This window comes from Aquabacter spiritensis, from assembly GCF_004346185.1.
GTDB classification, from domain to species: Bacteria; Pseudomonadota; Alphaproteobacteria; order Rhizobiales; family Xanthobacteraceae; genus Aquabacter; species Aquabacter spiritensis.
This window is the reverse complement of the sequence record NZ_SMAI01000013.1, coordinates 1-11,625: the sequence shown is the minus strand read 5'-3', so window position 1 is coordinate 11,625 and position 11,625 is coordinate 1. Positions and strand designations below refer to the sequence as shown.

Here is an 11,625-nt window from a genome sequence, read left to right as displayed (position 1 = left end):
ACAACCTGAAGCTGTGACCGGCGGGGCTGACATGACCCTCCTCGTGATCGTCGCTTTGCTGATCGGCGTCGGCTTTCTCCTCGCCACCGCGGTGCTTCTGGCCGCCGGGATGCTGTCGGGTCGGATCCGCACGGCCGGGCTCATCGCGGGAAGCTCCGGCGGTCCGGCGCGCATCGGGCGCCTCCAGGCGCTGCTCACATCGCTCGGCGTCATCGCCGCTTATAGTTTCACCGCGATCCGCGATCTCTCGGGCGATGCGGCCCAGCTTCCGGACGTGGACCCGGTGCTCCTCGGCGCCCTCGGCGCGAGCCATCTCGGCTATCTCGGCGCCAAAGGCCTTTCGGTGACGCTCGCTGTGAACCCGGGGGGTGTGGGAGATGGCCGATCCTAATGTCATTGGCTCGCTGACCGCGCTCGCCCTCCTGATCGCAATCGTGATTATCGGCGGGTTCGGCGCCACGCTCCTCGCCGGCATGTGGCGCGGCACCATCGCGCTCGACCGCCTGATCGCCGAGGAAGACGGCAAGGCCAGCCTGTCGCGGTTCCAGCTCCTGGTCTTCACCATGGTCGTCGCGACGATCTATCTCGCTTACGCGATCGCGGCGCTCGCGAAGGGAACCGGCACGCTCCCCGACATTCCCGACGGCCTGCTCGGGCTGATCGGCATCAGCGGCGGCAGCTATGTGGTGTCGAAGGGCATTCAAAGCGTCGGCACGCCCAAGCCGCCGGATGAAATTCCCGTCGCCGAGCGCCGCAATCTCGGGTGACGGAGCGCGCCATGTCCCCCGATTTGATCTTCTTCACCCTCCGTAGCCTCCTGCGCGTCGGATCGGCCGCCCAGAGTGTTTTGGAACAGCAGATCCGCGACGCCGCGATCGACCTGCCGCCGCCCGCGCCGGATCAGGCCGATCCGCTGGATGTCGCGATCAAATATTTCAGGGGGGATTACCGATCCTGGGTCGCCCCCGGCGGCGCGCTTCACGCGCACTGGGATGCGGTGAGCGATGTTTACAAGCCAACGCCGGAGGCAAAGGCGGCGGTCATCGACGCGGTCTTCACCATCAAGCGGACATTCGCGTCCCCGGCAGCCGGCGCCGGCAGCCTGAGCCTCGACCAGCTCGCTGCCGAAGGCGACGGCGTGGTTCTGCTTCAGCAATGGAAGACCGGAGAAGCGCCCGACCCGTGGGCGCGGATCGCCACCACGCTCGCCGGCGTCGCGCTCGATTATGTCGCCCTCGATCCCGGCCTCTTCGCGTCCGGCGCGCGCGGGGAGAAGCTGGTCGCCGCCCTGGCCGCCAATCTCCAAGGGCTGCTGCCCAAGCTGGACGCCCCCGGTCAGGCCGATTTCGTCGAGCGCCTCGCGGCCATCGTCCTTCAGGCGGGACTCGAAACCCTCGCCAAGAGCCCCGATCTCGTCATCGGCCAGAAGCCCCTGCAGGATCTGTTGCGGGCAATGACCCTGCCGCTCGCCCAGGACTTCGCCAGGTCCGCGCCGGACGATGTGCTGGCGCGGATTGCCTTGACGCGATTGCGCGATGATGTCCTGCCCCGCATGGTCGCCGCCGGCCTCGACGTGGTGGCACAGAACCAGCGCGCCCTTCTCGGCGCCGCCTTCGACCCCGCCAAGACCGCGGGCGCCCTCACCCAGGCGTTTCTCGCCGCGGTCCAAGGCCGCGAATTCGCGACGCTGGCGCAGCCCGAAGGATGGGTCCCGGTCTATCAGGCGCTTCTACGCGGCGTCGCCGCCCGCGCCGAGGCGGTGATCCCCGGCACGGGCGCGCCGGAGGATTTCTATCGCGGCGTCCTGAGCAAGGTGGCGATCGCCGCCGCGGGACTCAGGCCTTTGGCGCCGGGCTGGGAGGTGGCGATCGTGGTCGCGGCCCTGGAGGGGCTGAACGACAATTTGCCGTTCCGGGTCAAGACGCCCTGGGCGGACCTCGCCGGCACGGCGATCCAGCAATTCGTCGGCGGCCTCGGCCAGGGGCTGAACGCCGGAACGCCGCTGGAGAGCATCTTCACCCCGGAGCTGTTCACAGGGCTCGTCAAGCTGGTCCTCGCCAAGGTCGCCGCGACGCCCGGCATGCTGACCGGCGACGGCCAGGAGCTGCGATCCCTCACCGCCACCCTCGCCGCCGCCTTTGCCGCGGACACCACCTTGCTGGTGTCCCCGGAGGGCTGGAAGACCATCGTCGCCACATTGCTGGACGAAGCGGCGCGCAATCCCGGCCGGCTGTTCGGCCTCGACGGCGCGGCGCCGGAGCAGCACTTGGCGACCCGGATCGTCGCCCGCATCCTCGCCCAGGCCGAAACCGCGCTCAAAGTGTCCGGCCGCGCCGACGGCGCGGTGCTGCTCGGCGACACGCTGGCGGATGCGATCTGCGAGACCCTGAAGGTCGCCGCCGGCAATGCCGACCGCGCGGCGAAGAATCTGCCGGCGCTGGATGCCCTGCTCGTGCGGCTGAACGCGCTCGCCGTTGCGCCCGCCGACCGGATCGGCGCGCGGGAATGGCTCTTCCTGTTCCGCACTCTGGTTGCCGGGGCGCTCGACACCGGCACCCTCCCGGCATCGGACGCGGACCTGCGCAAGCTGCTCTACCGATCGAAGGGGACGCCATGAGCCACGGTGCCGGAAGCCGCGGTGCCGGAAGCCGCGTTGCCGGAAGCCGCACTGCCGGTGGCGGGCTCCCCCGCGCGGGCGCCCTCCTCCTCCTCCTTCTCACCCTCGGCGGCTGCGCCAGCCTGTCCCAGTCCGAGCTGCACGGCACCTACCAGGCCCTCGTGGCGCGCGAACAGACGATCCAGGGGTCCGGCCTCAAGCCGGACGCGCGGCGCGAACAAACCGACGACCTCACCGACGGCTTCGTGGCCGTCGCACAGGACGCTCTGACGCTGGCGCGCACCAGCACGGGCGTCACCAAGGTCAGCCTGTCCCGCCTCGTCGTGTCGGCATCCTTCCATGCCGAGGGCCGCGCCGACGCGTTGGCGCTGGAGGCCGCCGAACTCGGGACCCGGGCCTGCGCCGGCCTGTCGCCGCCGGAGGGCGCGCCGCGCGACTGCGCGATCCTTCTTCTCGCACCCGACATCATCGCCAGCGACGCGATCCGCGCTGCGCTCCGCGACCACCCCCCGGACCTCGCCCAGGTGGAGCAGGACAGGCTCTATGTCGCCGCCGTGGAGCAGAAGCTCGGCGCCATCGCCGCGCTCGCTCCGTCCATCGTGGTGCACTGGCAGGCGATCAATGGCGGTGCTGGACCCTATCGGGGCCTTGCGCCGGAGGCGCGCGACGCCCTCGGCCGGCATGTCCGGGCGGCCGGCTGCCGCATCGACAATATCGACACGCGGCTGGCCGGCATTGCCGCCCGCGTCCCCGCGCTGAAGCCACAGGCCGAGGCGGCGCGGGCCGCGCTGAAACCGGCCCTGGCGAGCTTCAAACCGTTCCTGTCCTCCGAACGCTGTTAAGGCCGCAACCGCCCATCAGACGTCCGGCGCCCGTCTGCACTCTGGTCCGGCGCCGCAGGAAGCGAGGGGGTCATCATGGTGTTTTCCTATTGGCAGACCTATCAAGGCACCGACATCTTCCGGGACGAAAGCCGCAAGGCCTACAGCTACAAGACGTCCTACGTCTCGCTGGATGCCGACGGCACGCCGCGGGCCTATCACCCCGACAATACCGGCCTCGATGATCTCGCCAATGCGGGCTATCCCCACAAAGGCTGGCGCGGCGTCCTGGTGACGGACCCGGCCGATCCCGCGCGGCCGCTGGTGCGCGAGGGTGGCCCTTATGCCGGCTATTTCATCAGCAAGACCTCGCTCCACGATCCGGACCGGGAGGAGACAGACCCGCTGAAATACGTGGATTCGGAAACGATCCCCTACATCGTCCTGCCCGGCGCCTTCTATGCGCAGGCCGGCACCGGCTATGTCGGCAATCTGGCCCTCGCCCGCCGCAGCGACGGCGCGATGGAGACGGCGGCGATCATCGCCGATATCGGACCGCCCAAGGCGCCGCTCGGGGAAATGTCGCTGAGGCTCGCGACCGCGCTCGGCGGCACATCGCCGAATCCCCGCACCGGCAAGGGCGCCCCCAAGGGCGAGTTCGAATACATCGTCTTTCCGCGCGCCGGTAAGGCCTTCCGCACATGGCCCCGCTCGGCGGCAGAGATTTCCGAAGCCGCCCGCGCGCTATTGGACGAGGCCGGGGGCTGGCCGGTCCATTATGTCGGCTGAGCCGGATCGCCGCCGAAGGGGCGCCGGCGCGCGCTCAGAGGCCGGCGCCCTGCGCCTTGGCGCGCTTCAGGTGTTCGTCGAGGCGCGGCAGGATCTCGACGAAATTGCACGGGCGGTGGCGCATGTCGAGCTGATTGGCGAGGATCTCGTCCCAGCCGTCGCGGCACGCGCCCGGCGAGCCCGGCAGGCAGAAGACATAGGTCGCGTTCGCCACGCCCGCGGTCGCGCGGCTCTGCAGGGTCGAGGTGCCGATCTTGCCGAACGACACCATGTGAAAGACGGTCGAAAAGCCCTCCATGCGCTTTTCGAACAGCGGCTCGACCGCCTCGGGCGTCACGTCGCGGCCGGTGAAGCCGGTGCCGCCGGTGGTGATCACCGCGTCGATTGCGGGATCGGCGATCCAGGCCTTCACCACGTCCTGGATCTGCGCCACCTCGTCGGGCACGATCTCGCGCGCCGCCAGGTCATGGCCGGCCGCGACGATCCGCTCGGCGAGCAGCGCGCCGGAGCGGTCGCTCGCAAGGTCGCGGCTGTCGGACACGGTGAGCACCGCGATCCTGAGCGCGACGAACGGACGGGTCATGTCGAGGCCGGACATCAGATGGCTCCCTGCAAGGCGTTGCATTGCTGCATGGAGCCGGATTTCAGGCCCCGTGTGAACCAGGTCACGCGCTGTTCCGACGTGCCGTGGGTGAAGGAATCCGGCACCACGCGGCCCTGGGCGCGCTCCTGCAGCTTGTCGTCGCCGATCGCGCTCGCCGCATTGAGCGCCTCTTCGACGTCGCCCGGCTCCAGGATGCGGAACCGCGCATTGGCATGATGCGCCCAGACGCCGGCGAGGCAATCGGCCATCAGTTCGGTGCGCACCGAAAGCGCGTTCGCCTCGGCGCGGCTGCGCGCGGTGCGCTGCGCCTCCTGCACCTTGGGCAGGATGCCGGTGATGTTCTGGACATGGTGCCCGACCTCGTGGGCGATCACATAAGCGGCGGCGAAGTCGCCCGGCGCCTTGAAGCGGGTCTTCATCTCCTGGAAGAAGCCGAGATCGAGATAGACCTTCTTGTCGAGCGGGCAATAAAACGGCCCCATGGCCGAGGAGGCGCCGCCACAGGCCGAGCGGGTGGCGCCGGAAAACAGCACCATGGTCGGTTCCTGATAGGTCCGCCCCTGGGCGCGGAACAGGCCGGTCCAGACCTCCTCGGTCTGGGCGAGCACCCGGTCCGCGAAGCGGCCGAGCTCGTCGGTCGGCGCGCCGTGCCGGCCCTGCGGCTGCGCGCTCTGCTGCGTGGGGCTGCCGCCGCCCTGGATCGCGTCCAGACCCGAGAGGAGGACGAGCGGGTTGATGCCGAGCGCCCAGCCGACCAGACCGACCACGACCAAAGTGCCGATGCCGACGCCGCCTGCGCCACCGGGCATGCGCATCCCGCGCCGGTCCTCGACATTGCCGCTCGGGCGGAAATCCTCCCACTTCATTCGTGCCTCCTGCGCCGAGACGCCGCGCGCCTGCCATGCTCAACGCACGGCGGCGCTTCCGGTTCGCCCCGCCCCCGGATTGCCGCGTCTTGATCGCACGGAGCTGGCGCGTCCGCCATCCGGAACTCTCCCGAGCCGGCGTCGCGCTCAATCCGGCGCAACGAGGCGCGCGCGGTCGCGGTCGTAGCGCCACAGGGCGCCGGGCCGCAAATGGGTGCCGCCCAGCCAGCGCGTGACGGCATTCTCGGCGGCATGGTCGAACGATCCCGACAAGGCCGCCCGACCGGCTGCGGTCAAGGCCAGCGGCGCCTCGGCATAGGCGCGGTAGGCGGCTTCCGCCGGGGTCGGCGGCGCGGCGGGGGTGAAGGCGGGACAGTCGTGCACGGGATGCGGCAGGCCCGAAATGAGCGGCGTCGGCGCGAAGGCGAGGTCGTCGAGCTGCAGAAAGAAAGAGAGGTCGCCGAGAAACCGCGCCGCTTCCTGCACCGACACGGCGGCGAACAGGCGTGCCGCCGAAGACGGCCCCGCCGCGAGCGCCGCCATGGCGCGCGCCTGGGTCAAAGAGAGGCCGTTGCCCGGTGCCGGCAGCTCGGCGAGCGCACGGCGCAGGGCGGGCGCGAGATGGGGAAGGCCGGGAACCGGCCGCGCGGCAAAGGCCGCGAGCGCCTCGGGCGTGGCGGCGGTGAAGGCCGCCCAGGCGGCGCGGCCGGCCTCGAGCTGGATCGCGCGCACCGGCGCGGCCGCCGGTGCCAGCCCGGCGATCGCGTCAGGCGCCATCGGCCCGAGATAGGTGTCCGCTTGGACCAGGAACAGGCCGCGCCGGTCCGGTTCGCTGGCGAAGAAAGCGAGGAGCTGGATCAATTGGAGCTGGTCGTAGAGATCGTGCTCGAACCACAATTCGACCGTGTCATAGGCGATGTGCGCCTCGATCACCCCGTCGCGTACCGCGAAATCCGCGCGCACCGCGTCGAAGGCGAGGCCCATCGCCGCGGCGAGGAAGCCTGCCCGCGCGTCCGACACCATGTCGAGCCGGTCGTCGGCCGGCACCGGCCCGTCATGCAGCCCGTCGCGCCAAGGCAGCAGCCGGCCCGGGACGCCGACGGCGCGGAGGGCGGCGGCGGCGCAATCGCCGTTGGTGACGAGGAGACGCGCCATGCCGGCCTCCCGTCAGCCGCGCATGCGATAGGGCGAGACGCCGGGCTCGGGCAGCCAGACGCCGGCCGGCAGAGTGCCGGTCTGCCAGAAGACGTCGATCGGAATGCCGCCGCGCGGCGCCCAATAGCCGGCGATCCGCAGATAATGCGGCGCCACCAGGCCCACCAGCCGCTTGGCGATGTCGATGGTGCAGTCCTCATGGAACGCGCCGTGATTGCGATAGGCGGCGAGGAACAGTTTCAGCGACTTCGATTCGACCAGCCGGCGATGGGGCACGTAATCGATCACCAGATGCGCGAAGTCCGGCTGGCCGGTCACCGGGCAGAGCGAGGTGAATTCCGGGCAGGTGAAGCGCGCGACATAGAAAGTGTCGGAATGCGGGTTCGGCACGCTCTCCAGCACCGCCGCCTCGGGACTGGCCGGCAGCGCCACCTGCCGCCCGAGCTGAAGCGTCTCTTCGGTCATGACCTTCTCCTCGCCGATGCTGCGGCCTGCGCCCGCAACTCCGCGCGCAGTCAAGCCGAGCCGGGGCTCCGCCTCAAGCGCGCAATCGCAGAAGCCGCCTGCCGCGGGGGCAAGGTGCCGCTGCGCCGGCCCCTTCTAAGCCGGCGGCGGACGCGGTAGAAGGCGCGCGACCGAACAGGGAAGGACGCTCCATGACCGCCATCGTCGACATCATCGGCCGCGAAATCCTCGACAGCCGGGGCAATCCCACGGTGGAGGTCGACGTGCTTCTGGAGGATGGCTCGCTCGGCCGTGCCGCAGTGCCCTCCGGCGCCTCGACCGGCGCCCACGAGGCGATGGAACTGCGCGACGGCGATCCCGACCGCTATCTCGGCAAGGGCGTCGAAAAGGCGGTGGACGCCGTGAACGGCGAGATCTTCGACGCCATCGGCGGCTTCGACGCCGAGGACCAGGTGAAGATCGACACCACCTTGATCGAGCTGGACGGCACGCCGAACAAGGCCCGGCTCGGCGCCAATGCGATCCTCGGCGTGTCGCTGGCCGTGGCCAAGGCGGCCGCCCTCGCTACGTCGCTTCCGCTCTACCGCTATGTCGGCGGCGTGAACGCCCGCACTTTGCCGGTGCCGATGATGAACATCGTCAATGGCGGCGCCCATGCCGACAATCCGATCGACTTCCAGGAATTCATGATCCTGCCGGCCGGCGCCGACAGCTTCGCCGAGGGCCTGCGCTGGGGCGCGGAAATCTTCCACACCCTGAAGAAGGGGCTGAAGCAGGCCGGCCACAACACCAATGTCGGCGACGAAGGCGGCTTCGCCCCCAACCTCGCTTCGGCCGAGGCGGCTTTGGATTTCGTCATGAAGGCGGTCGAGACCGCCGGCTTCACGCCCGGCGAAGACGTGTTCATCGGCCTCGATTGCGCCGCCACCGAATTCTTCAAGGACGGTGCCTATCATTATGAGGGCGAGGGCAAGGTGCGGGACATCGAGGCCCAGGTGCGCTATCTCGCCGACCTCGTGGCCGCCTATCCCATCGTCACCATCGAAGACGGCATGGGCGAGGACGATTGGGCCGGCTGGAAGCTGCTGACCGACACGATCGGCGCCAAATGCCAGCTGGTCGGCGACGATTTGTTCGTCACCAATGTCGCGCGCCTGTCGCGCGGCATCCGCGAAGCGACCGGCAACGCCATCCTGGTCAAGGTGAACCAGATCGGCTCGCTCACCGAGACCCTGGAGGCGGTGGAAATGGCCCACAAGGCCGGCTACCGGGCGGTGATGTCGCACCGCTCGGGCGAGACCGAGGATGCGACCATCGCCGACCTCGCGGTCGCCACCAATTGCGGGCAGATCAAGACCGGCTCGCTCGCCCGCTCCGACCGCACCGCCAAATACAACCAGCTCCTGCGGATCGAGCAGGAACTCGGCACGGCGGCAAAATATGCCGGCAAAGCGGCGCTGAAGGCCCTGGCCTGATCGCTCGCACCACGCCATGCGGCCGGGCCCCCAAGCCAGGCCGTGTGGCCTGCGCCGAACATTTTCTTGCTCTCCCCGCAAACGGAGGAGCAGCACTGCACGCGGGAAGGGACCTGGAGCGTCCCCCCGCCCGCTATTCGGGCCGGAACCTTCCCGACTCGAACCAGGAGAGTGTCGAACTGGCATCCATTGCGAACGGAAACCAGTTGCTGTCCTTTATTTCCTTTAACGTGCGGCAGGCCGCATCGGGCGCCACGGCCAGCGTTTCTATCGCTGCCATGAGCCGGACCTGAATGTTGTCATGCGTCAATAACGGCAACAAATCCCGCCGCCGGTCACCGGGCCGAATTTTTCGTTCATTTCTTATTTCTACAATTCGATCAAATAATTTATTATATTTTGAAAATTTATCTTTCTCAGATGCCTCCTTCTGCGCAATAGACGCATTTGTGAACTCACCAACAAGCTCTTCTTCCGTCATTTCTGACAATGTTTTATTTTTCTTCATGGCGCGATCACTCCTGTATCCTTAAGCGCTTCGATTCCGATCCGGACATGCTCCCTAAATGGCTTACCCTTGAGGTATTCACGAGGCGTGACATCTTCCGTCTTCTGATTTTTACGTGCGAACCACGCATTGATCTCCCAGTGCTTGAAGGTCGAAATCCGCACCAGATTTGCTTTGCCGTACACGAGGTCCGCCGGAAATCCCTCGCGCGCGCCGGCTGCGCGCTCCACGAGATGGTGGACGTCGGTGCCGCGGGCCGGGACGTCGACGTCCGCACGCAAGGCGTCCAAGGTCTTCGGCGCCGCCAGATAAGCATTTATAGAGGGACTATACCGTTCGGCAAACCAGATCGTCGCCTCGAGAAGCACCGGTAAAGCAATGGCCGCCGGGTAGATTCTAAAATATTTCAAGTTCATTGAGATCCATCGGGCGGCATCCCGCGCCAGATGATATTTGCGCCGTCTCCCGCCGGCTCCCGGGACGGAACCTCGGGCGGCGGGTCGAGCGGCGGCCCCTGATTGTGCCCAACGTCCGGCGGCGGCGGGGTGATGATGATGACGGGTGCCGCCGGCGGGCTTGGGACCATCGTCCCCGCCCCCTCGCCTGAAGGCGGGGGAGTTACGGCCACGGTCCTATCGGGCCTCTTCCGGACGCTCGGTGGGCCTCACGGATCGGGGCGGGGAAAGACCCCCGATTTGAAGGCGGAGAGCGTCGTGCCGGCGTCCGCCGCGAATGGGAACCAGTTGCTGTCCTTGATCTCCTGCAGCGTCCGGCACGCTGCCTCCGGCGCCACGGCCAGGACTTCTCTCGCGGCCATAAAGCGGACCTGAACGTTGTCATGCGCAAGCAAGGGCAGAAGATCGCGCCTCCGATCACCCGGCCTGCTCTTCAACTCCCGCCCCAACTCTACGACACGCGCGTACAGCTTGTTGTAAATCGAGAATCTGTCTTTCTCCGACGCTTCCTTCTGCCGCACCGCCAGACTCGTGAATTCATCGACGATCTCTTCTTCCGTCATATCGTTTAGAGCTTTTTCCTTCATTTTATAACGACTCCCATTTCATTGAGGGCCTCCAAACCAATCCGGACATGTTCACTCCATGATTTTCCTTTCAGATATTCTCGCGGTGTCTTTCCCTCAGTCGCATCTTGTGGACGCGCGAACCACGCATTGATCTCCCAGTGCCTGAAGGTCGAAATCCGCACCAGATTCGCTTTGCCGTACACGAGGTCCGCCGGAAATCCCTCGCGCGCGCCGGCTGCGCGCTCCACGAGATGGTGGACGTCGGTGCCGCGGGCCGGGACGTCGACGTCCGCACGCAAGGCGTCCAAGGTCTTCGGCGCCGCCAGATAAGCATTTATATAGGGAATATACCGTTCGGCAAACCAGATCGTCGCCTCGAGAAGCACCGTAAAAGCAATGGCAGCCGGGTGAATTCTGAAATATTTCAAGTTCCTGGAGATCCATCGGGCGGCATCCCGCGCCAAAAGATATTTGCGGCTGTCTCCCGCCGGCTCCCGGGGCGGCACCTCGGGCGGCGGGTCGAGCAGCGGGTCGAGCGGCGGCCCCTGATTGTGCCCGATGCCCGGCGGCGGGGTGATGATGATGACGGGGCCGGCGGGCGCGTCCGATGCCGGACCGCCGCGCGGCCAGCCGGCGCCGTCGTCGCGCGTCGGCGCGCCGGCATCGTCGCCGTCGGTCCATTGCCCGCCGGTCTCATACCCACGCGGGACGCGCGGCTGGTTCGGGTCGAATTTCGCCTGCCGCCGGGCAAAGGCCATCAGCTTGAGCATGAAGCGCATGGCGGCGAGGTCGGACCTCATCCGCAGAAGCTCTTGGGTGGTGCTCCACTGGTCCGCGTGTCTCTGCATGGTCCCCTCGCCATCCGTGCGCCTGCGCAAGGATGGGCGAGGTTGGAGGGGTGGCGGATAATATTCCTATATCACGAATGCGTGATGGGATCGGTGCGGGTGTCGGGGCGACCCCGGATGCGTCTTTCGGTGAAGCGCGGAGACCTGGGCCAGCCCCCTCCCCAGCCCTCCCCCGCACGCGGGAGAGGGAGCCCGGTGCGCAAGCGGGCGCGTGGCGTGTGCAGAGAAAAGGCTGTCTGGAGAGGTGCGCGCTGTTCGCGGCGCGCCTTTGTTTCCGTAGAGAACAGACCGTGTCAGCCACCCGTCATGGCGCGCGCGGCCGCGCGCGGCCGGCACCGTCCGGATCCCCTCTCCCGCTTGCGGGGGAGGGTGAGGGAGGGGGCTGGGGAGAGTCAGGGAGGGGGACGGCAGCGGGTGCGGGAAGGACCTCCCGGTAAGAGCGACAGGTCAAAG

The 11,625-nt window shown here is 67.9% G+C and carries 14 protein-coding genes; 6 read left to right on the top strand and 8 right to left on the bottom strand.

The genetic code is table 11. From position 1 onward, the window contains the following. Nucleotides 1-31: 31 nt before the first annotated feature. From EDC64_RS17975 to EDC64_RS17955, 5 genes are all read left to right on the top strand, one after another. Nucleotides 32-391 (top strand): hypothetical protein, encoded by a 360-nt coding sequence (locus tag EDC64_RS17975; RefSeq protein WP_132033938.1) that lies wholly within the window; start codon nucleotides 32-34, stop codon nucleotides 389-391. Beyond that, complete coding sequence (locus EDC64_RS17970) at nucleotides 378-767, top strand: hypothetical protein (protein ID WP_132033936.1); 390 nt, start codon at nucleotides 378-380, stop codon at nucleotides 765-767. Before EDC64_RS17975 ends, EDC64_RS17970 begins: the two co-directional genes overlap by 14 nt. An 11-nt stretch (nucleotides 768-778) precedes the next feature. After that, entirely contained in the window at nucleotides 779-2,617 is a 1,839-nt protein-coding gene (locus EDC64_RS17965; RefSeq protein ID WP_132033934.1) for a hypothetical protein, read from the top strand. After that, entirely contained in the window at nucleotides 2,614-3,459 is an 846-nt protein-coding gene (locus tag EDC64_RS17960) for a hypothetical protein (protein ID WP_132033932.1), read from the top strand. The genes EDC64_RS17965 and EDC64_RS17960 overlap by 4 nt, the downstream gene beginning before the upstream one ends. A gap of 75 nt (nucleotides 3,460-3,534) precedes the next feature. Beyond that, complete coding sequence (locus tag EDC64_RS17955) at nucleotides 3,535-4,227, top strand: glycoside hydrolase family 75 protein (protein WP_132033930.1); 693 nt, start codon at nucleotides 3,535-3,537, stop codon at nucleotides 4,225-4,227. Nucleotides 4,228-4,261: 34 nt separating this feature from the next. On the opposite strand, the gene moaB is transcribed toward EDC64_RS17955, so the two are convergent. From moaB to queF, 4 genes are all read right to left on the bottom strand, one after another. Then, nucleotides 4,262-4,825 (bottom strand): molybdenum cofactor biosynthesis protein B, encoded by a 564-nt coding sequence (gene moaB, locus EDC64_RS17950; RefSeq protein ID WP_132033928.1) that lies wholly within the window; start codon nucleotides 4,823-4,825, stop codon nucleotides 4,262-4,264. Beyond that, on the bottom strand, nucleotides 4,825-5,697 hold the full coding sequence (ypfJ, locus tag EDC64_RS17945) for a KPN_02809 family neutral zinc metallopeptidase (protein ID WP_132033926.1): 873 nt from the start codon (nucleotides 5,695-5,697) through the stop codon (nucleotides 4,825-4,827). Before ypfJ ends, moaB begins: the two co-directional genes overlap by 1 nt. A 147-nt stretch (nucleotides 5,698-5,844) precedes the next feature. Next, on the bottom strand, nucleotides 5,845-6,852 hold the full coding sequence (locus tag EDC64_RS17940; RefSeq protein ID WP_132033924.1) for a hypothetical protein: 1,008 nt from the start codon (nucleotides 6,850-6,852) through the stop codon (nucleotides 5,845-5,847). A gap of 12 nt (nucleotides 6,853-6,864) precedes the next feature. After that, nucleotides 6,865-7,317 (bottom strand): preQ(1) synthase, encoded by a 453-nt coding sequence (queF, locus tag EDC64_RS17935; RefSeq protein WP_132033922.1) that lies wholly within the window; start codon nucleotides 7,315-7,317, stop codon nucleotides 6,865-6,867. A 191-nt stretch (nucleotides 7,318-7,508) separates the two neighbouring features. Here queF and eno point away from each other — a divergent pair, with 191 nt between their 5' ends. Beyond that, complete coding sequence (gene eno, locus EDC64_RS17930; RefSeq protein ID WP_132033920.1) at nucleotides 7,509-8,792, top strand: phosphopyruvate hydratase; 1,284 nt, start codon at nucleotides 7,509-7,511, stop codon at nucleotides 8,790-8,792. A gap of 133 nt (nucleotides 8,793-8,925) precedes the next feature. Here the strand turns inward: eno and EDC64_RS17925 are convergent, their stop codons facing one another. From EDC64_RS17925 to EDC64_RS17910, 4 genes are all read right to left on the bottom strand, one after another. Beyond that, a complete protein-coding gene (locus EDC64_RS17925) occupies nucleotides 8,926-9,300 on the bottom strand; it encodes a DUF2019 domain-containing protein (RefSeq protein WP_132033918.1) in 375 nt (124 codons plus the stop codon). Continuing rightward, nucleotides 9,297-9,716, bottom strand: a complete 420-nt coding sequence (locus EDC64_RS17920; RefSeq protein WP_132033916.1) for a hypothetical protein — start codon at nucleotides 9,714-9,716, stop codon at nucleotides 9,297-9,299. The genes EDC64_RS17925 and EDC64_RS17920 overlap by 4 nt, the downstream gene beginning before the upstream one ends. Nucleotides 9,717-9,964: 248 nt before the next feature. After that, nucleotides 9,965-10,342, bottom strand: coding sequence for a DUF2019 domain-containing protein (locus tag EDC64_RS17915; protein ID WP_132033914.1), 378 nt, complete (start codon nucleotides 10,340-10,342; stop codon nucleotides 9,965-9,967). Beyond that, entirely contained in the window at nucleotides 10,339-11,172 is an 834-nt protein-coding gene (locus tag EDC64_RS17910; protein ID WP_132033912.1) for a hypothetical protein, read from the bottom strand. Before EDC64_RS17910 ends, EDC64_RS17915 begins: the two co-directional genes overlap by 4 nt. Nucleotides 11,173-11,625: the final 453 nt, after the last annotated feature.